The organism is Bradyrhizobium sp. WBAH42, assembly GCF_024585265.1.
Taxonomy (GTDB): domain Bacteria; phylum Pseudomonadota; class Alphaproteobacteria; order Rhizobiales; family Xanthobacteraceae; genus Bradyrhizobium.
Genome location: NZ_CP036533.1, coordinates 6,070,089 through 6,096,845, shown reverse-complemented (window position 1 = coordinate 6,096,845; position 26,757 = coordinate 6,070,089). Strand labels below are relative to the sequence as shown.

Genomic DNA, 26,757 nt, shown 5'->3' with positions numbered 1-26,757 from the left:
GCGGACAGACACGATGCGCTCGAAAAGCCACATCCCGAAGGGAGTGATCGTCACGCCGTCCGTGCCCTGTGCCCATACAGCAGGCACAGCAGCGCCAGCAGCACGGCGGCCGACAGGCCGAGCGACCAGTGGATGCCGATCGCCGCGCCTGCTACTCCGACCGTGATGCCGCTGAAGGCCCGCATGCCGAGCCCGGCCATGTTGTAGAGGCCGACGACGCGGCCGCGGATGTCGTGCGGCGCGTTCAGCTGCACCAGCGCCTGCGCCATGGTGTTGAACGAGAGCTCGAAGAAGCCTGCGAAGAACAATAGCGCGATCGCGACCGGATAGACCGGCACCAGTGCGAAGCCGAGCAGCGCCACGCTCCACAGCATCGCCAGCGTGATCGCGGTGCGCGGGGTGCCCTTCAGCCGTCCCCACGATTCCAGCGCGATGCCGGCCAGCAGTGCCCCGGCCGCGTCCGCGGCGAGCAGCACGCTGTAGGAGACGCCGGGATCGCCATGGCCGAGATCGCCGGCATAGCCCGGCATCTGGGCGTGATAGGCGTTGCCGATCATGAAGGAGGTGAGGCCGGCAAGCCATGTCATCGCCGACAGCACCGGTTGGGTGCCGATGGCGCGGATGGTCAGCACGATGTCGGCAAGGCCGCGCACGGCAAAACGCCTTGCAGCGATACTCTTGTCACGCACCGGGGCCCAGAACAGCCACAGCAGCATCGGCAGATAGAACAGCGTGTTGAAGATGATGCCGTGCGAGGGACCGAGCGTCAGCATGATGATCCCGCCGACCGCAGGCCCGACCAGGATGCCGAGATAGCGCGCCATCGCGTTCAGCCGCACCGCGCTCGGCAGATCGGCCGGGCCGACGAGGTCGTAGAGCAACAGCTGGTTCGGGGTCTGCCAGAGCACGCCGGCGCAGCCATGGATCACCAGGAGCAGCATCGCGTGCCACATCTGGATCGTATCGGTCAGGAAGAAGTAGCCCCAACCGGCGGAGGCGGCGATGAACAGCAGCATGCCGCACTGGATGATGCGGCGCGGATCGAACCGGTCGGCGAGGCCACCGACCGCGACGGAGAACAGCAGGAACGGCAGCCAGTGCGACAGCACGGCAAACCCGCCCAGCGTCGGCGAATGGAATTTCTGAAACACCACCCAATAGCTGATCACATGCTCGATATTGTCCGCCATCATCGCCAGCACGTAAGAGGCGAATTGCAGACGGTAGGGCACGGACCTCATCGCCGCGAACGAGCCGGACGCGGCCATGGGATTTTGGGGAAGGGGGTTCACGGGATGACCTGAGGTGAGACTTTTGGCGCCTTACACGTTCGCCGGACGGCGCTCAAGACAATTGGACGTGCTTGAACAGCAGCCATGCACTGCAGCCACACACTCGACCGTCATCCTGAGGTGCGAGCGAAGCTCCCGGCGCGATGTTTCGCATCGCGCCACTCGCGCCTCAGGATGACGGTCGAGCTTGTGGCGCGTTTAGCGGATGAGCGGAGCGAGATCCCGGGTCGCTATTCGCGCACGTCGCTTCCTGCGCGCTACGAGTCTGCCCGCTTGGCACGAGCGCGCATCTCACATACGCTTTGCATCGGCCCGCATCACCAACCATAACAAAGCGGGCAGCGAGGAAACAGCCATGCAGCAAATCCGCGTCTGCACCCACGCTGGTCCCGGCTCGGAGCCCGTCATCCGCACCGTGCCGTGGCCGAAGGTCGGCCGCAAGGCCGCACTGATCAAGGTCGGCGCCTGCGGGGTCTGCGGCACCGACCTGCACATCCTCAAAGGACACTGGCCGAAGCCGCTGCCTTGGCCGTTCACGCTGGGACACGAGCTCGGCGGAATCATCGTCGAATGCGGCGATGAATTTTCCGAGGATTTTATGAGCAAGCCGCTTCAAGTCGGCTCCAAGGTGATGATCCCGCCCTTGATGCCGTGCGGCCGCTGCTATTACTGCATCCATTATCCGCAAACCGCGAACAAGTGCCTGACGCCGGTCTATTACGGCCGCTATCTCGGCTTCGACAAGCCGCCGCATTTGTGGGGCGGCTGGGCCGAATATGTCTATGTCGATCTCGAGATGCTGCCGGGCACCAAGATCTACAAGCTGCCGGACGACATGTCGTTGCGCCTGGGTGCGCTATCGGAGCCGTTGACATCCTGCATCCGCGCCTTCAATCGCGCCACGCGCGCCGGCGGATTCAGCTGGGGCGACACCGTCGTGATCCAGGGCTCCGGCCCGATCGGCATTTTGGCGGTCGCGGCCGCCAGGGAGATGGGGGCAGGGCGCGTCATCTGCGTCGGCGCGCCGGAGGAGCCGCGGCTCAAGCTGGCGCGCGAGTTCGGCGCGGAGGCGACCGTGAACATCGAGGAGCTGAAGTCACCGCAGGAACGCATCGATCGCGTGCGGAAGATCGTCGGCGGCTTCGGCGCCGATCTCGTGATGGATTGCTCGGGACATCCCACCGCCGGCCCCGAAGGCATCGAGATGCTGCGCGATGGCGGCACCTATGTCGAGATGGGCCAGTTCACCGATGCCGGCTCGATCGACACCTCCTGGCACCGCATCTGCACCAAGGACCTCAACGTGCTGGGGTCCTGGGGCTTCACCGGCAATGATCTCCCGCTCGGCGTCGACATGCTCTACCGCACGCGTGACAAATATCCGTGGCTGAAGATGCAGACGATCTACCCGTTCACGGAAGCCGGCGTTGCGCAGGCGGTGAAGGACGCGATGGCGATGAAGACGGTGAAGTCGACCATCGTGCCGTGGCCGGAGCTGGTGGAGTAGACAGTGCCGTCCGCGCCTCAAGGTATTTCGCGAGTCTTCCCGGATGGGGCGAAGCGCAATCCGGGATTCTCGCCCGCGACTCCCCGTATTCCGCTGCGCTCCATACGGGCTACGAGTCGGAGTTTGGATCAATGACGAAATGACGGACCGGCAGACACCTGGCCAGCACGCTCGCTCCCCCTTCAACGCCATCCGCGCGATCGACTACACCGTCATCTTCGTGCGCGACGTGGCGGCGATGCGCCGCTTCTACGAGGACGTCCTCGCCTTTCCACTCTCGCGCGAACTGTCGCCGAACTGGATCGAGTATGGCATCGGCAGCAACACGCTGGCGCTGGCACGGCCGAGCCGCACCTCAGGTGATGCACCAGTGCCGCCGGGCAGCGCCTCGCTGCAGCTGGCGTTCAAGGTCTCGGCCGCCGAGGTCGACGCGTGCGCCGATGAACTCGTGCGCCGGGGCGTGGCGCTGGTGTCGCCGCCGACGGACCAGTCCTTCGGTCATCGCACGCTGTTCTTCCGCGATCCCGACGGGAATTTGCTGGAGGTGTACGGGGAGATCTGAGGAGGCTCCGGATCGATATCCAGGAGGCCGTCAGAAATCGCCTGTCCACCTTCAGGCGCGGCTCCCCGTCAAGCCATGCATCAAAGCCATGGTGATTTCCCGGCGCATGGCGTAAAGAGCGCCAGATCAAATCCAGCGTGCGGCCGGGCCGTTTGCCGCGCACGCAGCTTTAGGCGCCGGTTCACCGTTTGCGCGCCTGAATTCAACCAAGGTCTCCATCTCGTGTCTCTTCCGGCCCTGACCCCGCCGCTCGCCCGCGCTTTGGCCGAGCGGAACTATGATTCACTGACGCCCGTCCAGCTCGCGGTGCTCGCTCATGAAGCCACCAGCCGCGACCTCTTGGTCTCGGCCCAGACCGGTTCCGGCAAGACCGTCGCTTACGGTCTGGCCATCGCGAAGAACATCCTCGATGACGCCGAGCAGTTCGCACGAGCGGCCGCGCCGCTCGCCTTGATCGTGGCGCCGACCCGCGAGCTCGCGCTCCAGGTTCAGCGCGAGCTGGCCTGGCTATATGGGCATGCCGGCGGGCGCGTCGTGTCCTGTGTCGGCGGCATGGATCCGCGGCGCGAGCAGCGGGAGCTCGCCGCCGGCGCGCACATCGTCGTCGGCACGCCCGGGCGTCTCTGCGATCATCTGCGGCGCGGCCGCCTCGATATCTCCGAGCTCGCCGCGGTCGTGCTCGACGAAGCCGACGAGATGCTCAATCTCGGCTTTCGCGAGGACATGGAATTCATCCTCGAGACCACGCCACAGGCGCGTCGCACCCTCTTGTTCTCGGCGACGTTTCCGCGCGGCATCGTCGCGCTGGCGCGGCAATATCAGCGCGACGCATTCCGGATCGAGGTCGCCGGTGACGAGGGCGGCCACGCCGACATCGAATACCGCGCGATCCGCATCGCGCCCGCCGACGTCGAGCATGCCGTCGTCAACGTGCTGCGCTTCTACGAGGCGCCGAGCGCGCTGGTGTTTTGCAGCACGCGCGATGCCGTCAGGCATTTGCAGGCAGCGCTCCTGGAGCGCGGCTTTTCGGTGGTCGCGCTGTCGGGCGAGTTGACGCAGAACGAACGCACCCTGGCGCTGCAGTCGCTGCGCGACGGCCGCGCCCGCGTCTGCGTTGCGACCGACGTTGCCGCCCGCGGCATCGACCTGCCGAGCCTCGACCTCGTCATTCATGCCGATTTGCCCAACGACGCCGAAGTCATGCAGCATCGCTCGGGCCGCACCGGGCGCGCGGGCCGGAAGGGGACGAGCGTTCTCCTGGTGCCGCCGGCGCGGCGGCGGCGGGCCGAGCTGTTGCTCAACCTCTCCGGGATCGACGCGACCTGGGGCACGGCACCGCAGGCGGATGACATCCGCAAGCTCGATCACGCCCGCATGAAGGACGTGCTGTTCACGGAGGAGACGACGCCCGACGATCTGGCCCTGGCGCAGGCGCTCTTGGCCGAGCGCTCGCCCGAGGATATCGCCGCCGCGCTCGCGCGGCTTTATCGCGCGCGGCTGCCGTCGCCCGAGGACATCATCGATCCCGGCGAGCGAAGCGGCAAGCCGGAACGCGGACGTCATGGATCGGATAGATCGGAAGAGGGCGACGACCGCGGCAAGCCGCGATCGAAGGCCGGGAAGGCGTCGAAGCACGGCATGGCTGAGGGCAGCGTCTGGTTTCGCGCCGCCATCGGGCGCCGCAAGAACGCGGAGGCACGCTGGCTGCTGCCGATGATCTGCCGCCGCGGCGGCATCGACAAGCGCGACATCGGCGCCATCAAGATCATGGACACCACCACCGAGTTCGAGATCTCCGAGCGGGTCGCCGAATCCTTTGCGGCGAAGATCAAGCGTCCGGATAAGGAAGACAGCATCCGGATCGAGCCGATGGCGGATGCACCGCAGCGCCAAGAAGCTCCCCGGGAGCGCTCTCGCGCGCCGCAGCGCGAGGCCGGCGCGCATCATGAACGGCGCGAGGATCGCCCGCGCGAGGCAAGTGGATTCAAGCCACGCATCAGGCCTCACGCCGAGCGCGCGCCGAAATTCGACGATGCGCGTTCTTTTGCAAAGAAAAAGAAGCACAAGAACAAGCCGGGCCACGCAGAGCCGTCGGTTACGCCATGGCCTGTGAAGGGCGCGCCCGGAAAGAATGCGAAGAAGAAGCGTCGGGGCTGATCTGCCGCTTTCCGTCCCCGGCTTGACTAGTGCCGCCGAAGGCTCGCGCGTTGCGCTATGGAGCGCTGCATCCACTCGCAATCAATCGGTAACATGGCGCCATCCGGACGCGTTGCGAGCCCGCGCCTTCTCGAGTTGGCAGAAAGCCTTTTCGGCAACTTCAAAGAAACAATAGCAGCGCCTGCGGCGAGTCGTCGCTTGAATCGAATTTAATCAAGTCGAGAGTCTGAAAGCGAACTGAAGGTCCGATCCTGGTTGGTCATAGTCGGCGGCAGGGGGCGAGAGCAGCTCATCAGCAGCATCCCTCCATTTTGAGAGTAGGGGCACTGGTTTCCCGGTGCGGCCCGCACCCGGGAGCTTCTGAAAGTCTTCAATCCAACAATCTGGTTTCGCGTGAAAGGATGGAATGACGATGAATGATGCCAATGTGAAAGCCGAAACGAATGCCACTCCCGCGGGTGGGAATGGTGACGCAAGGCTCAAGTTCGACGTGCCGTTTTTCAATATCCAGGGGATCTTCGGCGATCTTGCCGAGCAGGGCGCCGCGCGGGCCAAGGCAAATCTCGAGCAGATGAAGGCGGCTTCCGAGGAGATCACCGACGCTCTCCGCGAAGCCTGTGCGACCAATGCCACGCATGCCGCCCACTACGGCACCAAGGTCATCGAAATATCGAAAATCAATACCAGCTCCACGCTGGAATTCCTGTCCCAGCTCGCGGATGCAAGGTCGTTTGCGGATGTCGTGAACCTTTCCACCGCCCACAGCCGCAGGACCTTTGAAATGGCGTCAGGCCAAAACCGGGAGCTTTGGGATCTTGCCCAGAAGGTTGCAACCGAGACGGCCGAGCCGATCAAGAAGAGCTTCAACCGGGTTCTGCATAGGGCTGCCTGAATCGAGGCTATCGGCCGCGTGAATCGGCTGGACGAGCGTCTTCGCCAGAAGAGACGCCGTCCGGCCGATGGCGGCGACGCCTTTTCGTGAAGGGATGCCGAGCTGGAGGAAATCAGATGGGTATGGTGATGATCAAGTGCCCGGAAACGGGCCGGGCCATTTCGACCGGCATCGAGATGGACCGCGAAAGATTTCGGTGCAGTGCAGTATTCTTTTCTCGCACCTATTGCGGGATGTGTGCGGCAACGCACGAGTGGTTTGCCAAGGAGGCCTGGGTCTACGAAACGGCAAGTCCGGGGGCGGGCAGTCGTTCGACGCGGGGGCGGCGTGAAGCGGCCTGACGGCGTCCTGCGAAACATTCCGATCGATCCTCGGCCTCATCACCTTGCAGCGGTTGAGCTTCTGCTGGCGTGAGCCGCCCCCTGGGGGTTGGCTTACGTCGCGGCGAGGTCGCGCAGCATATAGGTCGCGCCGTCGCCATAGGATGCGAGCTTTGCGCGCAACTCAGCATCCGCAGTCACGGCCAGAAAGCCCATGCGCTCCCATAGCGGCCGCGTGCCGTAGACCGAGACCAGCGCGAGTGTTGCGATGCCCGACGTACGCGCCAGCTTCTCGATATCGGCAACATAAGCGCGCACAACGCCGCCGCGGAACTCGGCCAATACGGCGATGTCGTGGACGTAGAGACAGTCCGCGCCGTCAGGCAATTCCTGCAGAAAGCCGTCGAGCGGCGGAATCCGGTACTGCATCCAGGGATGCGCCAGTCCGTAGCCGACGATGCCTTGGTCCGTATCGAGCACGCCGCAGCCGTCCGGACATAGCCGCATCTTCTCCGCCAGCACCTCGGCGCGTTCGGGCAACGCCGGATGGATGCGTGCTGCAATCGCGCCGATTGCAGCGAGGTCCGAGGCGCGCGCGGGACGCCAATGCGGCTTGCTCATGTCGGTGCGTATCCTTGCGCAGCCGAGCCGGGACGCGCGACTTCTATCGCAGCCCCTCATACACCATCAGCCCACGTGCGATCTGCAATTTCCGGATGGCGCGCGGCAGCAGTTTCTCCGGCTGATGCAGGTAGCGCCAGGAGGTGAGGCTGAAGGCGGAAAGCGTGCCGCATTCGTCGTCGAACGGCGCGAGCACGCCGGTGACGCTCACCGGCGTATGTGGGCGGGCGTTGAAGGGCAGCAGCAGGAGCTCGAGATGCGCCTTGCTGCCGTCCTCGCGCGCAGCGGTGACGCCGGCGATCGCGCCCAGCGTCTCGTCGGCGACGATCGTGGTGATCTCCTCGATCTCGCTGCGGCTGGCCGGCGTGAACAGCGCCGCAAAGCTCTGGTCCTTGAGGTCTGTTCCGGCCAGCGCGCAGACGCGCGTGCCGGCGACGCGGAACGGGAAGCCGAGTTTTGGCTCGCAGGACAGCACGAAGATGTCACCGAGCAGGCCGCGGACCGCGGCCGGATCGATGTCGGCCCGGTCAGGGGCCCGTGCAGTGCCGCGCTTCTTGTCCCAATACGCGAAGAACGCGCGGCTCGACGGATGTTTCATGACTGAACGCTCGCCCGGGGTGCGACCTCGAAGAGACAGACCTGTCCCGCTTCAGTGCACCCGCGATCCCTTCTGTTGTTGTGCAGGAGGGGATTTGCAGCGTCCATGCCGCGGGCGCGTTTTCGCGCCCGTTGAGGTGGTCTTTGCGTCGTTAACGTTAAATTAACTATGCGCTTCGTGTCGGCCGCGCGCCTGCTATGGTGATCGCGGTCGCAAGCCTCGCCGCTTTTCTCCAGGTTCTCGGCGGGGCCTGTACTTGAGGGCGTCAAACAGTTTGGTCACGGGCCGCGGGGAGGGGTGGGGATACGCCTTATCTCTCCGGCCATCGGAAGACCGACACGGACAGGCAGGGCTTTCCCAGGGCCCTGCCTTTTCCTTTTGTGCACTTGCGCAGGGACGGCAAAGGCGACTATCTCCAAGCCTGTCGCTCCGATGTCGCCTGAAAGCGAAGCTGCCTTGGATTCCCCGCAAGATTCGTCGCCGGATGCGCCGGCCGTCAACGAGGAGGCTCCGCGCGAGCCGATCCTGACGCTGCCTCCGGCGCTGACCGCCTATGTCCTGCTCTTGGCGGCGATCCATCTGCGGGTGCTGTTGCCGCCGGAACTCGAGAACTGGACCATCGACGTCTTCGGCTTCATCCCGAAGCGCTACGATTCCTCGCTGCTCAATCTGCAGATCCCGGGCGGGGCGGGGGCGAAGGTCTGGACTTTCGTCACCTATTCGCTGCTGCACGCCAATCTCACCCATCTCGGCTTCAACGTGCTGTGGCTGCTGCCGTTCGGCAGCGCGCTGGCGCGGCGCTTCGGCACGGTCAGGTTCTTCGTCTTCCTGGCAGTGACGGCGGCGGCCGGCGCGCTCGCCCATCTCGTCACCCACGAGCATGCGGTGGCGCCGATGATCGGCGCCTCGGCCTCGGTATCGGGCGCGATGGCCGCCGCAATCCGCTTCGCCTTCGTGCGCGGCAGCTTCCTGTCGTTCAGCCGATCGGATGCCGATACCGCCGCGAAAGTTCCGGCGCTGCCGCTGTCGCGCGCGCTCCGCGACGGGCGGGTGGTCGGCTTCCTCGCCGTCTGGTTCGGCGTCAACATCATCTTCGGCGTGGGCGCGATCGGCATCGATGCCGAAACCACGAGCGTGGCCTGGCAGGCGCATATCGGCGGCTTCTTCGCCGGCCTGCTGTTGTTCGCGCTGTTCGATCCCGTGCCGCGCGTGCGAAGCGATGCTGCGGATGCGTCATCACGAGACGTTTCAGACCGTATCTGATGCGGCGCTTGCGACGCAGCCCGAATTCATCCATCATTCCGGGCGAGAATGTTCCGAAGCGACACGTCTTTAGCGACGATGCTTCGCAAAGCGCACGAGCGTGAAACCGGCGCTGAAACTGTTAGTTGAAGACTCGCGAACAAGTCCGGACCGCCGAAGGCGGACGGGCTCGGATTCAGGGAGGCGGCAATGACGGTACGTTCCATTCTGAACACCAAGGGCCACCAGATCATGAGCGTCGAGCCCGACGCCAAGCTGGCGGACGCGATCAAGCTGCTCGGCGAGAAGAAGATCGGCGCGGTGCTGGTGATGAACCAGAGCCGGCTCGAGGGCATCCTGTCCGAGCGCGACATTGTGCGCGTGCTCGGCGATCGCGGCGCCGGCGTGCTGGAGGCGCCGGTCTCGGAGGTGATGACCCGCAAGGTCGTGACCTGCAAGGAGACCGACACCGTCGCCGAGCTCATGGAGACGATGACGACGGGCAAGTTCCGCCATCTGCCCGTGATCGACAACGGCAAGGTGGTCGGCCTGATCTCGATCGGCGACATCGTCAAATGGCGTGTCCGCGAATACGAGACCGAGCAGGAAGCCCTGCGCGACTACATCAAGACGGCCTGATCAGGCCTGGTCGTCGACTTTCGGCGCGGTGCCCGCGGGCGCCGGCGCCAGCACGTGGATCGCCTCCTGGATGGACTCCAATGCGCGCTCGGCGGCGCGCGTGCCATGTGCGATCAGGTCTTCGGAGCGGTGGAAGTCGAACCAGCCGAACTGGCCGACCCGCGGCGTGATCAGCATGTCGGGCGGATCGCCGGCCAGACGGGCGCGGGTGATGCGGTCCTGCATGATGTTGAAGGCGTCCACCATCACCGACGAGATGCCGGGCCGGCCGTTGCCGCCGAAGAACTCGCGCTTCATCGTCTTCTCGGGCGAGAACAGGCGCGGGAAGCGCCGCTTGGTCGCCGGCTCCTCTGCCGCCGGCACGACCGGGGCGGGCGCTGCGCCGTGTGAATAGATCGTGGTGGAATGGGTGAAGATGTCGCTGGAAAGATTTGCGGCGATGACGATTTCGGCGCCGAGCGCGCGGGCGGCCGAGACCGGCACCGGGTTCACCAGCGCGCCGTCGACCAGCCAGCGGTCGCCGATCAGCACCGGCGCGAAGATGCCGGGCAGGGCGTAGGACGCGCGCATGGCGTCGACGACGCGGCCGCGCGTCAGCCAAATCTCGTGGCCGGTGCGAACCTCGGTCGCGACGCTCGCGAATTTGATGGGCAGGTCCTCGATCAGCACGTGCCCGATCGCCTCCTCGAGCCGGGTCGCGAGCTTCTCGCCGCCAAGCAGGCCGGAGCCGTTGAGACGGATATCGAGATAGCCGAGGATGTTGCGCATCCCTTGCAGGCTGCGTCCCCAGTCTTCGAACGTATCGAGCCGGCCGGCCGCATGGAGGCCGCCGACCACGGCGCCGATGGACGTGCCGACCACGACATCGGGCACGATCCCATTGGCAATCAGTGTCCTCAGGATTCCGATATGGGCAAAGCCGCGCGCCGCGCCGCCGCCGAGGGCAAGGCCGATGACCGGCCGGCGGATGCTGCCCAAGCCGACTTTTTCGCCCACCTTCTCGCCGTTCGAGCCGTTCGCGCCCCGGCCTTTCAATCTGTCCAGCACCGCAACTCTCCTACGCCGGGCCAGCCCGCATCGTCAGACTAGGCATCGCACGTGCCCTCCGCCATATCAGGCGCGAGGCATGGTTTATGCCGCTTTGGAAAGGGCACGGGGCAGGAGTATGGCGAGGGGCGGTTGCTTGCGAACTAATCACGCAGCCGTCAACCCGGTTCCACAGAACCCTCCGGGGCCGTATTTCCTGGGGTTTCAGAGGCTTGAATTTGCCGCGTTTTCGGTGAAAAGCAAGGAGCATGACACGCGGGGGTGACGGCATCATCGGATGGCGGCGCAGCGGCAGGCTGCTGCCGGCGCTGATCCTTGCCGCGTGCGTCATTATCTCCGGCCGGAATGCTGCCCAAGCGCAGCTCTTCTCCGATCGACCGCCGCCGGTGCCGCCGGCCTCTGTGCCCGACCCCGGCAACGCCGTCAGCCTGGCGCCGCCCTCCGGGCCGGGCGCGGGACCCCCCAGCCTGCCGCCGACCCTGATGCAGCCGGCGACCCCGAGCATGCCGCCGCCCGCGGTCTCGACCGTGCCGCCGGCCGCCCCGCTGAATGCCGCCGTGCCCGGACAGGGCGTGCTGTCGCTGACCGCGAAATACGGCAAGGACTCGGCTCCGATCACCAGTGGCCTGGTCTGGCGCGTGTTTGCCGACCGGCCCGACGAGAACGGCACCTTCAAGCTGATCCGCGAGGACCGCAGCGGGACGCCGAACATCGTGCTGCCGCCCGGCAATTATGTCGTCCACGTTGCCTTCGGCCTCGTCAGCGCGGTGCGCACCGTCAGCCTGAAATCCGAGACCAACCGCGAATCCTTCGTGCTGCCGGCCGGCGGCCTGCGCATCGAGGGCCGCGTCGGCACCAGCCGCATTCCGCAGAACCAGATCTCGTTCGCGATCTACAAGGGCAGCCAGTTCGAATCCGGCGAGCGCGCTTCCCTGGTGCCGAACGTCGCCGCCGGCGACGTCGTGCTGATCCCGGAGGGCACCTACTACATTGTCTCCAACTACGGCGATGCCAATTCGGTGGTGCGCTCGGACATCCGCGTTCAGGCCGGCAAGCTCACAGACGTCACCATCACCCACCGCGCCGCCGTCATCACCCTCAAGCTGGTCAGCGACCGTGGCGGCGAGGCGCTCGCCAACACCGCCTGGTCGGTGCTGACGCCGGGCGGCGACGTCATCAAGGAATCGATCGGCGCGTTCCCGCGCGTCGTGCTGTCCGAAGGCGAGTACCGCGCCATCGCCAAGAACGAGGGCAAGGTCTACGAGCGCGGATTCAACGTCGTCAACGGCGTCGACGGCGAAGTCGAAGTCATCGCGCGCTAAGGCGGGGGCGGCCCGCGGCGAGAAGCTCCGGCACGACAATTCTCATCGCGCGCACGGATGTGCATCCTCCATTACCGTCGGCTTCAGCGGGTTTCTGCCAAGTAACCGTCCCCCACTCTTCTGTGTTCTGTCTTGAACACTGGTAGCGCCACCAGTCCCCTGCAGCGGCCAACAAACACCGGCGGCATCGGCTTATTCCAGCAGCGGCGCGTCTCGCTCACGACCGTGGACGATACGTATTTCCGATCATCAATTTTATTCTCTTTCCATCCTGCTGCGCTATATGTCTGGCGTCCGTCCAACGGGGGAAGCCGGAGCAGGCGCTTGCCTTGCAGGACCGGCTCGGAGCAGGGGACCAGGCTCGTCGGCATGTTCGAAGTGATCCTCACCAGGCGCAAGCGGTTCGGCTGGCGGTGGCAGGTGTGCGACCAGTCCGGCAAGGTATTTGCCGACGGCTTCGAGCGCACGCGTCCGTCCGCCAAATATCAAGGCGAGCGCGCGTTGTTCTTCCTGCTTTCCCAGGCCCATTTGCGCAACCGCTCGGCGGCCTCCAGCGAGGATTAGTCGGGCGGGCTACGATCCCTTGCGCTGCCCGACGGGCAAAACACCCGATTTATGGGTCAATGGGCTCGGTCGAAAATATTCCGCTTTGCCGAAATTCGGAAATGACGTATGTTTCGGCTCAACCCGGCCCAAGGAAGAGGGGCGTATCGCGATCGTCACGAACGCGGGCCGGGGGGCGGTGGACGCGGATGGCGTCGGCGCGAACGGCTTTGCAGGGCGGAGAGCCGTGAGCGAGGTCGTCGCGCATACGACCGGTGTCATCAGCGTACGGCAAAATCGTGTGGTCCTGACGCCCGGGGTCTGTGCGTCAAGTCTTGTGGTGATGTGGTTGCCCGACCGGGCGATGCGCATCAGCCATCCGCAAGGCGACGGGGGCAATAGTGCATCGCTCCCCGGGGAGAGCGCGACATAAGCCGTAAGACCACTGCGCAGGGAAGGCCGGATGTTTGGCTTCACCTGTATGCCGCTGTGCAAATTCTTGTTGCCACCTTTCGCACAGTGGACCGTGGGTGCCCGGCCGGCACCCGGTCTTCCCTGCGCCCTTTTCACAGAGGGCGAAGCCACCAGGCAAAGCTCGGGCGAGATGCGCCGCGAGGACGAATATGCACGTCTGCAACGACACACTCGCTGTCATCGCCCGGTTTAACCGGGCGATCCAGTACTCCGAGACGGTTGTGGTTCATCGATAGGCCGCGGCGTACTGGATTCCCCGCCTTCGCGGGGAATGACAGTAGCATTTGGAAAGCGATTTTCCTGCCACACCCCGTCATTGCGACCGCAGCGAAGCAATCCAGAGGCTTTCCGTGGATGCATTCCTGGATTGCTTCGCTGCGGTCGCAATGACGGTGTTGAGGCAGCTATGTGCTGGAATCTCCCGTCTCGTGCCCCGGACGCAGCGCAGCGCCTCCCCGGCGATGCGAAGCATCGTCCGGTGCGGCGGTGCGCTGCAGAGCCGGGGCCCATGCGGCAGCGAGCGACGTCGCCTGCTGGGTCCCGGCTCTGCGCGGCTACCACTCGCGCGCTGCGTCGAGAGAGCACATTCGCGCAACCGTCACAGTCTCTAACGCCCACTAACCAACACCTGACTTAAAACTGTCATAATCGCCGAATGGAACCCACGCCTTCGCGCTTTTTACACGTCGTTAAGCGCGCCTGCATTGGATGCGGCGGGAAAGTGCGTTGGGGACTGCAATGACTGCCGCGAAGAAGATGCCGGGAAAACCGGCCGCCGAAATGTTCGACGACATCCCGGTGCTTCAGCGCAAATGGCGTGCGGCGTTGAAGCCGGGCGAGCGGCTGCCGCGCTACGAGGACGTCATGCTCGGCAGCCTCGGACGCCTCGCCGACCACATCGCGCTGCTCAAGAACGATGGTGTGCTCGAGCTGTCGCGCAGCGGACGTTACGTGCAGAAATGGCTCGGCGAGGAGCGCTGGGACATTCCCCTTGCCGAGCTGTCGCCCGATTGCGCCACCGCGCTGTCGGGAGCGGCGGCGAGCGCGCTGGCGGCCGGGCGGCCGCACCGCGCCAGCGCGCATTGCGTGCGCGACGGCATGGTCAGGACCTATGACGTGCTGGCGCTGCCGACGTCCTCGCGCTGGGGCGCGACGCTGATCGGCGCCTATGTCAACGAGCGCGGCGCGCAATACAATCTCCTCGACGCCATCTTTTCCGCGACCGACGACGCAGTGGTCTCGCTGGCGACGCTGCGCGATGCCGCCGGCAAGGCGTTCGACCTTCAGGTCGTGCACCACAACAGGAGCGCGGGCGAGCTGCTGAAGGTTGTGGGTGGAAGCCTGCTGTGGCGGCGGATCGGCGAGGGCAGCACGCTGCTGGCCTTGCCCGAGGTGATGGAATTCCTGCTCAAGGCCGTGTCGGGCGGCCGCGGCGAGCAGCTCGAGATCGAGAGCGCGGGGCGCTACCTCAGGCTCAGCGCCACCGCCTTCGCCGACGTGGTCTCGCTGACCATCTCCGATGTCACCGTCTTGAAGCGGCGCGATGCTTCGTTCCGGCTGCTGTTCGACAACAACCCGATGCCGATGTGGGTGTTCGACGCAGAGACCAAGGCGTTCCTCAGCGTCAACGACGCCGCGGTCCAGCATTACGGCTACAGCCGCGCGACCTTCCTGCGCATGAAGCTGCACGAGATATGGCCGGAGGACGAATGGGACAGCCACGCCGCGGCGCTGGAGCGTCTCGGCGACGCCTACCACTCGTCGCGCAACTGGCGACACTTGCGCGCCGACGGCAGCGAGATCGAGGTGCTCACCTTCGGCCGTCGCGTCGCCTTCGACGAACGCGACGGCTATCTGGTTGCCGTGGTCGACATCACCGAGCGGCGCAAGGCAGAAGCGCGCATCGCCTATATGGCGCACCACGACGGGCTCACCGATTTGCCGAACCGCGAACACTTCCAGGAGCGGTTGAAGCAGGCGCTGGACCAGGCCGCGGGAAAACGGGTCGGCGTGCTCTACATCGATCTCGACCTGTTCAAGAACATCAACGATTCCTTCGGTCATCCGGTGGGCGATCGCCTGTTGAAGCAGGTCGCCGAGCGCCTGACCATTGCGGTCCGCGGCAGCAATCTCGCCGCGCGGCTCGGCGGCGACGAGTTCGCCGTCATCCTGGCAACCGACGTCTCGCCGAACGAGGCAAGCGCCTGCGCGTCCCTGCTGATCGACATGCTGAAGGCGCCTTACGACGTCGATGGACAGGAGATGGTGATCGGCGCCAGCATCGGCATCGCGCTGTCGCCGGGCGACGGCACGACGCCGGAAGAGTTGATGCGCAATGCCGACATGGCGCTGTACCGGGCCAAGGCCGACGGCGGCGGCGTGCACCACTTCTTCGAGCGCGAGATGGACCTCCAGGCGCAGAGGCGCCGCGACATGGAGCTGGATCTGCGCCGGGCGTTCGCCAATGGCGAGTTCGAGCTGCACTACCAGCCGCTGGTGTCGATCGCCTCCGACCGCATCTCCGGCTTCGAGTCGCTGCTGCGCTGGCGTCATCCGGACAAGGGCATGATCTCGCCCGCCGAGTTCATCCCGGTCGCCGAGGACATCGGCCTGATCACCCAGCTCGGCGAATGGGTGCTGCGCGAAGCCTGCACCGAGGCGGTGAAATGGCCCGTCGACGTCAAGGTCGCCGTCAACCTGTCGCCGGCGCAATTCCGCAGCCGCAACCTGGTCCAGATCGTGATCTCGGCCCTGGCGCAGTCCGGCCTGTCGCCGAAGCGGCTCGAGCTCGAGATCACCGAGTCGATCTTCCTGGCCGAGACCGATGCCAATGTCGCCACCTTGCACCAATTGCGCGAGCTCGGCGTCGGCATTTCCATGGACGATTTCGGCACCGGCTATTCCAGCCTGAGCTATCTCCGCAGCTTTCCGTTCGACAAGATCAAGATCGACCGCTCCTTCGTCAAGGATCTGGCGCAGCGGCCCGATTGCGGTGCGATCGTACGCGCGATCTCCGGGCTCGGCCGCAGCCTCAACATCACCACGACGGCCGAGGGCGTGGAGACCGAGGATCAGCTCGACTGGCTGCGTGCCGAAGGCTGCAACGAGGTGCAGGGATTTCTGTTCAGCGCCGCGCGGCCCGCGGCCGAAATCGGAAAGCTCCTCGCCGATTTCGGCCAGCGCACCTCACGGGCGGCGTAATGCGGGCGGATAGCAATCGTAGACCAGCGCCTTGAACGCGGGCGTGATGCGGCCGCGCTCGTTCTGGGTCTGCTGCATCATGACGTAGACCATGTCGAGCTTGGGATCGACGCCGAAATAGGTGCCGCTCCCCGAGTCCCATTTCAGCTCGCCGAGCGAGCCCGGCGGCGGCGGCTTTGCATTGCCGGGATCGGTGCGTACCGCAAGGCCGTAGCCATAGCCGAAGCCGTCGCCCGGGAAATAGAAATAGTCGCGTCCGACGCCGGAGCCCGGCCCGATCTGATCGCTCGTCATGGCCTTGAACGCGGCGGGGCTGAGATAGCGCCTGCCTTCGAGCTCGCCGCCGTTGAGCAGCATCTGCGCGAAGCGCTGATAGTCGGTGATGGTCGAGAGCAGGCCGCCGCCGCCCGACTGCCATTCTGGATGGTCCAGGCGGTCGCGCTCGCCGGCGAGCAGGATGAAGTCGTTCGGCAGCGGCCGCGCCATCCGCGCCAGCTCGTCCTCGGTCGCGAGCGCGAATTTGGTGCTGTTCATGCCGAGCGGATCGAAGATGCGGGCCTTCAGGAAGGCGTACAGCGTCTGTCCCGAGATGATCTCGATGACGCTGCCGAGCACGTCGGTGGAATGCCCGTAGCGCCACAGCGTTCCGGGCTGCCGCGCCAGCGGCAGTTTGGCGATGCGATCGGCGAATTCCCTGTTGTTGAAGTTCCCCTCGAAAATGTTGGCGGCCTTGTAGGCGTGCTCGACCCATTCGCTGCCGATATAATCGTAGCTGATGCCCGAAGTATGCCGCAGCAGATCCTCGATGTTGACGGGGCGGTCAGGTGGGACGAAGTCGAGCTCCAGCTTGCCACCGGGCCGGGTCACCTCGAGGCCGACCTTGGTCTCGGCAAACAGCGGAACGTATTTCGACACGGGGTCGGTCAGCGCAAGCTTGCCCTCGTCGATCAGCATCATCGCGCCGAGGCACGTGATCGGCTTGGTCATGGAGTGGATGGCGAAGATCGTATCCGGCGTCATCGCGAGGCCGGTCCTGGTGTCGCGCACGCCAAAGGTCTTGAGGTAGACCGGCTTGCCGTGCTGCTGCACCATGATCACCGCGCCCGGCAGGCGGCCGCTTGTCACCTCGTTGTCGAAGAACGCGGTGATGCGGTCGAGCCCGTCGGGCGAAGGGGCGGGGACGTCCGCGGCCCGGCTTCGCGCCATCGTACCGGCGAGCATCGCGGCCCCGACCAGAAATTCACGGCGTCTCATCCGCACCTTCCTCCCTCGGCGGGATCAAGCCGCAAGACGCTCGGTGCGTCAACACGACATCGATTAAAATCGCGTCACGATGTCCGAAAGCGACGGACGCGGACGGTCCTCGCTCGGCTTGGTCGGGGTGCCGACATGAATGAAGCCGGCGAGCTTCTCATCCGGCTTGAGGCCGAGGCCTTCGAGCACGTCGCGGTCGAACGAGAACCAGCCGGTCAGCCAGCAGGCGCCGTAGCCGAGCGCGGTGGCGGCCGTGACGATGTTCATGGCGCTGGCGCCCGCCGACAATTCCTGCTCGAACGCCGGCACCTTCGGATGCGGCTTGGTGAAGCTGACGATGCCGATCACCAGCGGCGCGTCCATGAGGCGCTTGCGCTCGGTCTCGACGTCGGCCGCAGGCGCGCCGGGATTCTTCCCGGCGAAGACCCTCGCGATCACCTCGCCGGCACGTGCACGGGCGTCGCCCTCGAAGATGATGAAGCGCCACGGCGCGAGTTTGCCGTGATCGGGCACGCGCGCCCCGATGGTGAGGATCGTCTCGAGCTCGGCCGGCGAGGGGCCGGGCCCCGTCATCTCGCGCGGCTTGACCGAGCGGCGGGTCTTCAGGAGTTCGATGGCATCGGGCACTGCGATATCCTCTTCGAATGGTCGGCGGGCGTGCCATGCCGAGATAAGCATGCACGCCCGCAACCGGAAGCGAATTTAGATCGATTTCAGGGCTCAGACGGCGCCGCGCGCCCGCTTCACATCCGGCGGCGTCGCCTCGTCGACCAGGGCGGCGATCGCCTCGGCGGTGGTCATCACCTTCTGGCCGTCGCTGCCGAGCCGGCGAACCGAGACCGAATGCGTCTCGGCCTCTTTTTTGCCGACCACGAGCAGGGCCGGGATCTTGGCCAGCGAGTGCTCGCGGACCTTGTAGTTGATCTTTTCGTTGCGCAGGTCGATCTCGACCCGAAGCCCCGCGCGCCGCGCCTGCTCCAGCACCACCTTGGCGTATTCGTCGCCTTCCGAGGTGATGGTGGTGACCACCGCCTGCACCGGCGAGAGCCAGAGCGGGAAGTTGCCGGCATAGTGCTCGATCAGGATGCCGATATAGCGCTCCATCGAGCCGCAGATCGCGCGGTGCACCATCACCGGCGGCTTCTTGCCGCCGTCATGGTCGATGTAGAACGCGCCGAACCGCTCCGGCAGGTTGAAGTCGACCTGCGTGGTGCCGCACTGCCAGTCGCGGCCGATGGCATCGCGCAGGACGTACTCGAACTTCGGCCCGTAGAACGCGCCTTCGCCGGGGTTGATCTCGGTCTTGATATGATTGTTCTGCGACTGGATCTCGCGCAGCACCGTCGCCATCACGCGCTCGGCGTGATCCCACATCGCATCGGTGCCGACGCGTTTCTCCGGCCGGGTCGACAGCTTCACCGTGAGGTCGCCGGTGAAGCCGAAGTCGGCATAGGTCGACAGAATGAGATCGTTGATCTTCAGGCACTCCTCGGCGAGCTGATCCTCGGTGCAGAAGATGTGCGCGTCGTCCTGGGTGAAGCCGCGGACGCGCATCAACCCGTGCATGGCGCCCGAGGGCTCGTAGCGATGCACCACGCCGAACTCGGCGAGGCGCAGCGGCAGGTCGCGGTAGCTCTTCAGGCCGTGCTTGAAGATCTGCACGTGACCCGGGCAGTTCATCGGCTTCAGCGCGAACCAGCGCTTGTCCTCGGCCTCGTCGCCGGCCGATTGCGCCGCGAACATGTTCTCGCGGTACCAGCCCCAATGGCCCGAGGTCTCCCACAGCACCTTGTCGAGGATCTGCGGCGCGTTGACCTCACTGTAGTCGCCGGTCAGGCGCCGGCGCATATAGGCGATCAGCTGCTGGAAGATGGTCCAGCCCTTCGGGTGCCAGAACACGACGCCCGGACCTTCCTCCTGGAAGTGGAAGAGGTCGAGCTCGCGCCCGAGCTTGCGATGGTCGCGCTTCTCCGCTTCCTCGATCTGCTTGAGGTAAGCGTCGAGGTCCTCCTGCTTGGCGAAGGCCGTGCCGTAGATGCGGGTCAGCATCGGGTTGTTGGAATCGCCGCGCCAATAGGCGCCGGCCACCTTCATCAGCTTGAAGGCGCCTCCGACCTTGCCGGTCGATGTCATGTGCGGGCCGCGGCACAGATCGAACCAGTCGCCCTGGTAGTAGATCTTGATCGGCTCGTTGCCGGGAATGGCGTCGACCAGCTCGACCTTGAAGGCCTCGCCCTTGTCGCGGAACACCTGCTTGGTCTTTTCGCGGTCCCAGACTTCCTTGGTGAAGGGCTTGTCGCGCGCGATGATCTCGCGCATCTTTTTCTCGATCGCGGCAAAATCTTCCGGCGTGAACGGCTCGTTGCGGAAGAAGTCGTAATAGAAGCCGTTCTCGATCACCGGGCCGATCGTGACCTGGGTGCCCGGCCACAGCGTCTGCACCGCTTCGGCCAGCACGTGCGCGCAGTCGTGGCGGATCAATTCGAGCGCGCGTGGATCGTCGCGATTGACCAGCTCGATCCTGGCGTCTGCCTCGATGGGATCGTTGAGATCGGCGAGAGCGCCGTCGAGCGCCATCGCAACCGTACGCTTGGCGAGCGAGGGCGAGATGCCCTTGGCGATATCGAGGCCGGTGATGCCCTTGTCGAACTGACGCTGGGCGCCGTCGGGGAAGGTGAGGGTGACTTTGGGAGCGGGGGTCACGGGCTTCAAATTGGAGAGGCTGTACTGGAACCCGGACTCGGATTTGGGCTGGTCGGACATTGCTTTTCTCCTGAGGCTCACTCCTGCGAACGAGCGCAGGTAAGCGGGAACGAGCGATATATCAGGCGATTCGGCCCGTGCAATCCGGCATTTCCAAGAAAGTGGCGCGCAAAACCCGGGGCGGAGCCCGCAACTATTTGACGTTGTACCCTTTAACCCGCCGCAGGCCGCCGCTACATGCGTTTGCATGGAAAATGCCCCCGCCGCCGGTCGTTTCGCGCCGACCGCCCTGATGCTCGGCAATCTCGTCACCGGCTGCTCGGTCTTGGCACCGGCGGGCATGCTGCCCGAATTGTCGGCGGGGCTCGGGATCAGCATCCACGCGGCGGGACTCCTGATCACCTTCGGCGCGGTGACGCTGTGCGTCGGCTCGCCGCTGACGGCGTGGCTAACCAGCCGCATCGAAAGACGGACCCTGCTCGCCACGACGCTGGCGGTGCTTGCACTCGGCAATCTCGCCTCCGCGTTTGCGCCTGATTACTCCAGCCTGCTCATCATTCGCCTCGTGATGCTCGCAATCGGCGCGCTCTATACGCCCCAGGCCGCCGGCACGGCTGCACTGATCGTGCCGGCGGAACGGCGCGGCAGCACCATTGCGTACGTCTTCCTCGGCTGGTCGCTCGCAGCCGCCATCGGCCTGCCGCTGATCACCTTCATCGCCAGCCGTTATGGCTGGCGCGCGGCCTATGGCGGGATTGGCGCGCTCGGCTGCACCAGCCTGCTGTTGTTGCTGCTGCGTCTGCCGGGCGGCCTGAAGGGCGCACCGGTCGATCTGAAGACATGGGCCGCCGTCGGCCGAAGCAGGACGATCCTGCTGCTGCTTGCGATCACGATGCTGCAAATGTCGGGGCAGTTCGTCGTGTTCACCTATATGGGGCCGCTGCTCAACAAGCTCACCGGCGCCGGCCCCGATGCGATCGGCTCCGTGTTCGCGCTGTACGGGATCTGCGGCTTCCTCGGCGTCGTCGTCGCGACCCGCATCGTCGACACTTCGGGGCCCTACCGCACCTCGTTGCTGTTCACGTGCCTGCTGCTTGCCGGGATGAGCGGCTGGGCGCTCGGTGCCGGCTCGCTCGTCATGATGGCGGGCGCGGTCGCGGTCTGGGGCCTTGGCTTCGCCTCGACCAACTCGATGCAGCAGGTCCGGCTGGTCGCGGCTGCGCCGCCGCTGGCCTCGGCCACCGTCGCGCTCAACACGTCCGTCCTCTATATAGGTCAGGCGGTCGGCTCCGCCGTCGGCGGGCTGCTGTTCGCCCGCGAGTTGCTGCACACGCTCGGCTTCGTCGCGGTGGGTTTCGTCGTGCTGGCGCTGATCCTGGTGGTCGTGACCCGGCCCCGGCGGGCGGCTGCCGCCACCGCCTGAACGCTGCAGGTCGTATGCGCAAGGCGCTTGGCAAACCTCGCGCCGGAGCGGTAGAAGGCCGGCGTGGGGATCAAAGAGAGTTGACTGAGATGAGGATGATTCTGGCGGTTGCCGCGGTGCTCTATTCAGCCTCTGCGTTTGCGCAGACCGAGAAGCCACCGATGGTGGGGGACAAGCCGCTCGTGCAGGTCAAGCCCAAAGGGACCAAGGAGGCAGCGGCCAAGCCCGCCGCGGCGGCGAAGGGCAAGCCGCAATCGGTCGCCGTCCGTCTCCAGGCCTGCCTCGAGATCGACGACGGTACCAAGGATCGCCTCAACTGCTACGACGCCGTCATCCCGCCGGCGCCGAAGCCGAAGCCGGCCAAGGCCAAGGGCTACGCCGATTGCCGCTTCTTCAAGGAAGAGGACGAGCGACTGTCCTGCTTCAACGGCTTTGCCGAGAGCATTCCGAAGCTGCCCAAGAACTAATATTTGGAACTGATACTCGCCCGGCTAGGGATTTGTGGAGGCGACGCGCGTGAGCGCGAGCGACGGCGTCGCCGCCATCTTCACCAGCACGTCCTTGAGCGGGTCGCGCGTCCAGGCGCGGGTGACATAGTCGCGATGGGTGATGCCCTCGCCGGTCTCCACGAACACCACGCTGCCGGGCCGTAGCGGCCCGTCCATGTCCTCGGCGACGCTGATGCCCTTCTGCCTCAGCATGCTCATCAGCTCGCGGTCGCGCCGCGCGGTGTAGCGGGTGTAGGCGCTGACGAAGAAGCCGGAGCGGTGGCTCTCGATCCAGGACGCGAACTTGTCCATCTCGCCATAGACGGCATCGAGCAGCACCACGCCGCGCACGCGGTCGCTGATGCCGCCGACCTCGAGGCTCCAGGCCGTCGGCAGGAATCCGCCGCTATAGCCGACGATCACGATCGGCATGTTGGCGAAGGCGCGCGCGCTGCTGGGATCGCCGGTGAGGCGGGCGAGGTGGTCAGCCGATTCCGCCATGAAGCGCTTGAAGCCGCCCGGCTGCCAGAACTTGCCGGCGCTGGAATCGGCGGCGTCGACCGCCATCTGCGGCGCAAGCAATATGGCATTGGCGCCGGAATCGGTGATCTGTTTCGGCACCATCTGCCGGTCGCGGACGTCGCGCTCGAGCGTTGCGCCATTGCCGTGGAAGAACACCACGATCACGCCCGGCTTGCGCAGGTCGAAATGCTCGGGCACGTGCACCAGCACGCGGCTGTCGCTGTAGGTCTCGTCCTGCCAGTAGACGCGGCCGGAATAGCTGCGGTGGCCGCGGCGGTCGCCTTTGGAAATGTTGAGGAAGGGCGCGTCGGAGGCAGGGTTGTTGCCGAAATAGGGAAAGGCCGACGACTTCATGCTGACGAGTGTCGTCAGGTCCTCGCGCGCGGGGCGTTTATAGGGGACTTGCGGCTCGAGCGAGGCCACCTTGTAGGGCGCCTGCTCCGGCCCTTGTCGCTGGACCGCGCGCTTGGGCGAGAAGTCCGACATTTGGCGTTGCAGAAAGCCTTCACTCGCCGAGGGAAAGCGCTCCTTGAACTGCGGGGCAGGGAAGCGATCCTCGAACGTGTCGCCGCCTGCCACGCGCGCGTTCGCCGTCTGTGAATTGGTCTTGGCGACCACCTGGACATTCGCCTGGGAGTTCGCCGCCAGCGCCGCCGGATCTGGCGCCTTGCCGCATTGAACCAGCGTCAGCGACAGCGGCACCAGGGTTGAGATCAGACCGGCCCGGAGCGCACGACCATGCCGACCGGACGGTGTCCGATCGGCACGATCATCAGCTCTCAGTTTCGGAGCGGCCCCGACCATCCACCCATGACCCCAAGTCACGACCCAAGTCACACGCCCATCGGCAATCTTGAGACAATTGAGCCGACTGGCGTTTAGGCGACGTTAAGCGTCCGGAGAAACTCCCCACATCCGGAACGCTCAAAAGGACCATGCAATCGTGTCCTGATTGTGGGGAAGGGGAACGGGCTAATCCCGGTTAAATCCAGTGCCCTAGATCAAAAACGCGCGTTTACGGTGTTTCGGTACCTGCTTCCCTTGCCTCATTTAACCCTTGTTAACCCTGCTTGAATTGACTGGGCCAAAGTGCACGATGGGCCCACGAGGCGACGCGCCTGAGGTTAAGGACCCCGATGACGGCATCAGATGCGGGTACCCCGCCCTGGACGGACCGGCTGACCGGGAGCCGGGCCGGGGTCTCCGTTCCGGTCGCAACCGCCATCGTCGTGGCCGACATGATCGGGGTCGGCGTCTTCACCAGCCTCGGCTTTCAGGTCAAGGACATCCCGTCCGGCTTCTCCATCCTCCTGCTCTGGACGGTCGGCGGCATCGTCGCGCTGTGCGGGGTGTTCGCGTACAGCGAGCTGGGTGCGATGTTTCCGCGCTCGAGCGGCGAGTACAATTTCCTCGGCCGCGCCTTTCATCCGGCCTTCGGCTTCCTCGCCGGCTGGGTGTCGGCCACGGTCGGCTTCGCGGCGCCGGTTGCGCTCGCCGCGATGGCGTTCGGCGAATATGCCAAGTCGGTCGTACCCGATCTGCCGGCGATTCCGCTCGCCATCGGCGTCGTGTGGCTGGTTTCCCTCGTGCAACTGACCGGCGTCAGGCACTCATCCACATTCCAGCTGATCTCGACGGTCCTCAAGGTCGTGCTGATCGTCGCCTTCCTGGTCGCCGGCTTCGTCATCGCCGTGCCGCAGCCGATCACCTTCACGCCGCAACCGGGCGATATCGCCCACATCGTCAGCGCGCCGTTCGCGATCGGACTCGTCTTCGTGATGTATTCGTTCTCGGGCTGGAACGCCGCGACCTACATCATCGGCGAGATGAAGACGCCGCAGCGCAGCCTGCCGCGCGCGCTGCTCGCGGGCACGCTGATCGTGCTCGTGCTGTACGTCGCGCTGAACGCGGTCTTTCTGCATTCCACGCCGGTCAGCGCGCTCGCCGGCCAGCTCGACGTCGCCAGTGTCGCCGGCACCGCCATCTTCGGCAGTCTCGGCGGTCGGATCGTCGGCGCGATGATTTGCTTCGGTCTGATCTCGTCGATCAGCGCGATGATGTGGATCGGCCCGCGCGTGATGATGACGATGGGAGAGGACATTCCTGCCTTGCGCGTCTTCTCGAAGCGGTCGGTAAGCGGCGCGCCGGCGTATGCCATCCTGTTCCAACTGGCCGTCGCCAATCTCCTGCTGTTCACGCGCAGCTTCGAGGCGGTGCTCGACTTCATCCAGTTCGCGCTGTTGTTCTGCTCGTTCTTCACGGTCGCCGGCGTCATCAAGCTGCGTATCACCGATCCCGATCTGCCGCGGCCCTATCGCGCCTGGGGATACCCGTTCACGCCGCTCGTTTTCCTGCTCGTGACCGCGTTCATGATGTACTACCTTTTGACGGAGCGGCCGGTTCAGTCGCTGTCGGGAATGCTGGTCATGCTCTCCGGCCTTTTGATTTACGCTGTTTTCCGCGGGCGGCCCGCTGCTGCTGCCGCCTCACCGCATCGCAAATAGACATGCTCCGCCCCCTGAGAATCGCGGCCGTTGCCTTCGCCCTCCTGGTTGCGGCCGTCTCGTTCGCGCGTGCCGCTGACGTCACCTTCGACGACACGGCGCGCTTCCTTGCGGGCATGCAGCCTTCGGCGGACTCGCCGCTGGTGCCGCTCACCAGGGACCCGGCCTGGCAGCGTCACGCGAAATTCTTTGACGGCGCCTTCGCTCAGCTCGAGCAGCGACAGCTCTCCAAGATCCGCAGCTGGACCGACCTCAATCTCGCCGCGCCGCGGCCGACCATGTTCTACATGTTCAGCGGCCCCGATTTCCTCTACGCCAATGCCTTCTATTCCAAGGCCAGCACCTACGTGCTCGGCGCGCTGGAGCCGGTCGGCGCGGTGCCCGATTTGACGCGGCTGCCGCGCGGCTCGGTCAGCGCTGCGCTCTACAACGTCGAACGCTCGCTCGGCTCGATCCTGAGCTTCTCCTTCTTCATCACCAAGCAGATGAAGGTCGACCTGCACGCCAACCAGGTCAACGGCACCTTGCCGATCCTCTACGTCTTCCTCGCCCGCTCCGGCAAGACCATCCGCAATGTCGAGATGGTCGCGCTCGACGACAAGGGCGGAGTACATGTCGGCGACGACAATCCCGGACGAAACGCCACGCGCGGCGTCCGCATCACCTTCGCCGGCAGCGACGGGGAAACGCGCACGCTGTATTATTTCTCGACCGACCTCTCCAATTCCGGCGCACGTGCCGCAGGCTTCCTGAAGTTCTGCGAGACGCTCGGACCCGGCAACAGCCTGCTCAAGAGTGCGTCCTACCTGTTGCATTCCAGCAATTTCACCGTCGTTCGGGACTGGTTGCTCGCCAACAGCGCCACCATCGTCCAGGACGATTCCGGCATCCCGCTCGCGAACTACAATGCGCGGCAATGGCGGTTCTTTCCGTTCGGCCGCTATCTCGGTCCGATTGACGAATTCCCCGGCCGCCACCAGCAGCGCTACGCCGAGCTGTTCACGCGGGCCCAGCCGATCGATTTCGGCGTCGGCTATCGCTGGCGCATGCATGAATCGAATTTGCTGCTGTCGGTGAAGGTGCCGGGCAGCGACGCCGCACCGGCTATGGAGACCACTTCGGCGGCCGAGCCGGCGCCGAAGCCGCCACGCCCGAAGCGGCTACGGCCGCCGGAATCGGTCCCGCCGTCACAGGGACGTTTTTTCTGGTTCCGGTGATCACCAATGCACGCTCTGGCTCGGTACGATGAAGGTCGTCGTGCTCGGTTGTGTCGCAAGGCTCCTCGTCAGATACCAGCCGGAGCCGAGGACGAGCGCAAGCAAAGCGATGATGGCGAGCAGGTCGATGGTTCTCGGATCGTGGCCCCTGTGATCGAGATTCGGACCAGGCTTGACGTGAAAGTGCGGGCTGATTTTCCAGCGCATTGTTGTTTCCTCCCGTGGGAGC

The 26,757-nt window shown here is 65.3% G+C and carries 22 protein-coding genes; 13 read left to right on the top strand and 9 right to left on the bottom strand.

Annotation, left to right across the window (positions count from 1 at the left end; genetic code table 11):
- Window positions 1-50 precede the first annotated feature (50 nt).
- A complete protein-coding gene (locus tag DCG74_RS28720) occupies window positions 51-1,268 on the bottom strand; it encodes an MFS transporter (protein ID WP_172783799.1) in 1,218 nt (405 codons plus the stop codon).
- 379 nt (window positions 1,269-1,647) lie between these two features.
- On the opposite strand from DCG74_RS28720, the gene DCG74_RS28715 reads away from it, so the two are divergent.
- The 4 genes from DCG74_RS28715 to DCG74_RS28700 all read left to right on the top strand — a co-directional run bounded on the left by DCG74_RS28715 (window position 1,648) and on the right by DCG74_RS28700 (window position 6,410).
- Entirely contained in the window at window positions 1,648-2,799 is a 1,152-nt protein-coding gene (locus tag DCG74_RS28715; RefSeq protein ID WP_172783092.1) for a zinc-binding dehydrogenase, read from the top strand.
- A 139-nt stretch (window positions 2,800-2,938) separates the two neighbouring features.
- Window positions 2,939-3,361 carry a VOC family protein gene (locus DCG74_RS28710; protein WP_172783093.1) on the top strand — a complete coding sequence of 141 codons (423 nt, stop codon included), beginning with the start codon at window positions 2,939-2,941 and terminating at the stop codon, window positions 3,359-3,361.
- Between the two features lie 222 nt (window positions 3,362-3,583).
- The gene (locus DCG74_RS28705) at window positions 3,584-5,518 is read left to right on the top strand and encodes a DEAD/DEAH box helicase (protein WP_172783094.1); all 1,935 of its coding nucleotides are present in this window, start codon (window positions 3,584-3,586) and stop codon (window positions 5,516-5,518) included.
- 406 nt (window positions 5,519-5,924) lie between these two features.
- Entirely contained in the window at window positions 5,925-6,410 is a 486-nt protein-coding gene (locus DCG74_RS28700) for a phasin (protein WP_246708693.1), read from the top strand.
- 434 nt (window positions 6,411-6,844) lie between these two features.
- On the opposite strand, the gene DCG74_RS28690 is transcribed toward DCG74_RS28700, so the two are convergent.
- On the bottom strand, window positions 6,845-7,351 hold the full coding sequence (locus tag DCG74_RS28690; RefSeq protein WP_172783095.1) for a GNAT family N-acetyltransferase: 507 nt from the start codon (window positions 7,349-7,351) through the stop codon (window positions 6,845-6,847).
- A 43-nt stretch (window positions 7,352-7,394) separates the two neighbouring features.
- Window positions 7,395-7,949 carry a PAS domain-containing protein gene (locus tag DCG74_RS28685; protein WP_172783096.1) on the bottom strand — a complete coding sequence of 185 codons (555 nt, stop codon included), beginning with the start codon at window positions 7,947-7,949 and terminating at the stop codon, window positions 7,395-7,397.
- 456 nt (window positions 7,950-8,405) lie between these two features.
- Between DCG74_RS28685 and DCG74_RS28680 the strand changes: the two genes are divergently transcribed.
- Both DCG74_RS28680 and DCG74_RS28675 read left to right on the top strand, forming a co-directional pair.
- Window positions 8,406-9,212, top strand: a complete 807-nt coding sequence (locus DCG74_RS28680) for a rhomboid family intramembrane serine protease (RefSeq protein ID WP_373569498.1) — start codon at window positions 8,406-8,408, stop codon at window positions 9,210-9,212.
- Between the two features lie 189 nt (window positions 9,213-9,401).
- Complete coding sequence (locus DCG74_RS28675) at window positions 9,402-9,830, top strand: CBS domain-containing protein (protein ID WP_172783098.1); 429 nt, start codon at window positions 9,402-9,404, stop codon at window positions 9,828-9,830.
- Here DCG74_RS28675 and DCG74_RS28670 read toward each other — a convergent pair whose 3' ends face one another.
- A complete protein-coding gene (locus tag DCG74_RS28670) occupies window positions 9,831-10,877 on the bottom strand; it encodes a patatin-like phospholipase family protein (protein ID WP_172783099.1) in 1,047 nt (348 codons plus the stop codon).
- Between the two features lie 248 nt (window positions 10,878-11,125).
- Between DCG74_RS28670 and DCG74_RS28665 the strand changes: the two genes are divergently transcribed.
- From DCG74_RS28665 to DCG74_RS28655, 3 genes are all read left to right on the top strand, one after another.
- Window positions 11,126-12,199 (top strand): hypothetical protein, encoded by a 1,074-nt coding sequence (locus DCG74_RS28665; RefSeq protein WP_172783100.1) that lies wholly within the window; start codon window positions 11,126-11,128, stop codon window positions 12,197-12,199.
- A 324-nt stretch (window positions 12,200-12,523) separates the two neighbouring features.
- On the top strand, window positions 12,524-12,763 hold the full coding sequence (locus DCG74_RS28660) for a hypothetical protein (RefSeq protein WP_246708694.1): 240 nt from the start codon (window positions 12,524-12,526) through the stop codon (window positions 12,761-12,763).
- A gap of 1,191 nt (window positions 12,764-13,954) precedes the next feature.
- A complete protein-coding gene (locus DCG74_RS28655) occupies window positions 13,955-16,417 on the top strand; it encodes a bifunctional diguanylate cyclase/phosphodiesterase (RefSeq protein WP_172783101.1) in 2,463 nt (820 codons plus the stop codon).
- Here DCG74_RS28655 and DCG74_RS28650 read toward each other — a convergent pair.
- The 3 genes from DCG74_RS28650 to thrS all read right to left on the bottom strand — a co-directional run bounded on the left by DCG74_RS28650 (window position 16,403) and on the right by thrS (window position 20,434).
- A complete protein-coding gene (locus DCG74_RS28650; RefSeq protein ID WP_172783102.1) occupies window positions 16,403-17,671 on the bottom strand; it encodes a serine hydrolase in 1,269 nt (422 codons plus the stop codon). The genes DCG74_RS28655 and DCG74_RS28650 overlap by 15 nt on opposite strands.
- Before the next feature lie 63 nt (window positions 17,672-17,734).
- The gene (locus DCG74_RS28645; RefSeq protein ID WP_172783103.1) at window positions 17,735-18,298 is read right to left on the bottom strand and encodes a nitroreductase; all 564 of its coding nucleotides are present in this window, start codon (window positions 18,296-18,298) and stop codon (window positions 17,735-17,737) included.
- A 93-nt stretch (window positions 18,299-18,391) separates the two neighbouring features.
- Window positions 18,392-20,434, bottom strand: coding sequence for a threonine--tRNA ligase (gene thrS, locus DCG74_RS28640; RefSeq protein ID WP_172783104.1), 2,043 nt, complete (start codon window positions 20,432-20,434; stop codon window positions 18,392-18,394).
- A 187-nt stretch (window positions 20,435-20,621) separates the two neighbouring features.
- On the opposite strand from thrS, the gene DCG74_RS28635 reads away from it, so the two are divergent.
- Together DCG74_RS28635 and DCG74_RS28630 are read left to right on the top strand one after the other, a co-directional pair.
- A complete protein-coding gene (locus tag DCG74_RS28635; protein ID WP_172783105.1) occupies window positions 20,622-21,797 on the top strand; it encodes an MFS transporter in 1,176 nt (391 codons plus the stop codon).
- An 89-nt stretch (window positions 21,798-21,886) separates the two neighbouring features.
- Window positions 21,887-22,264: a hypothetical protein gene (locus DCG74_RS28630; RefSeq protein ID WP_172783106.1), complete on the top strand. Its 378-nt coding sequence runs from the start codon at window positions 21,887-21,889 to the stop codon at window positions 22,262-22,264.
- Between the two features lie 24 nt (window positions 22,265-22,288).
- Here the strand turns inward: DCG74_RS28630 and DCG74_RS28625 are convergent, their stop codons facing one another.
- The gene (locus DCG74_RS28625) at window positions 22,289-23,611 is read right to left on the bottom strand and encodes an alpha/beta hydrolase (RefSeq protein WP_172783107.1); all 1,323 of its coding nucleotides are present in this window, start codon (window positions 23,609-23,611) and stop codon (window positions 22,289-22,291) included.
- 332 nt (window positions 23,612-23,943) lie between these two features.
- On the opposite strand from DCG74_RS28625, the gene DCG74_RS28620 reads away from it, so the two are divergent.
- Together DCG74_RS28620 and DCG74_RS28615 are read left to right on the top strand one after the other, a co-directional pair.
- Window positions 23,944-25,311, top strand: coding sequence for an APC family permease (locus DCG74_RS28620; protein WP_172783108.1), 1,368 nt, complete (start codon window positions 23,944-23,946; stop codon window positions 25,309-25,311).
- A 2-nt stretch (window positions 25,312-25,313) separates the two neighbouring features.
- A complete protein-coding gene (locus DCG74_RS28615) occupies window positions 25,314-26,528 on the top strand; it encodes a hypothetical protein (RefSeq protein WP_172783109.1) in 1,215 nt (404 codons plus the stop codon).
- Here the strand turns inward: DCG74_RS28615 and DCG74_RS28610 are convergent, their stop codons facing one another.
- The gene (locus DCG74_RS28610; RefSeq protein ID WP_172783110.1) at window positions 26,529-26,735 is read right to left on the bottom strand and encodes a hypothetical protein; all 207 of its coding nucleotides are present in this window, start codon (window positions 26,733-26,735) and stop codon (window positions 26,529-26,531) included.
- Window positions 26,736-26,757 lie beyond the last annotated feature (22 nt).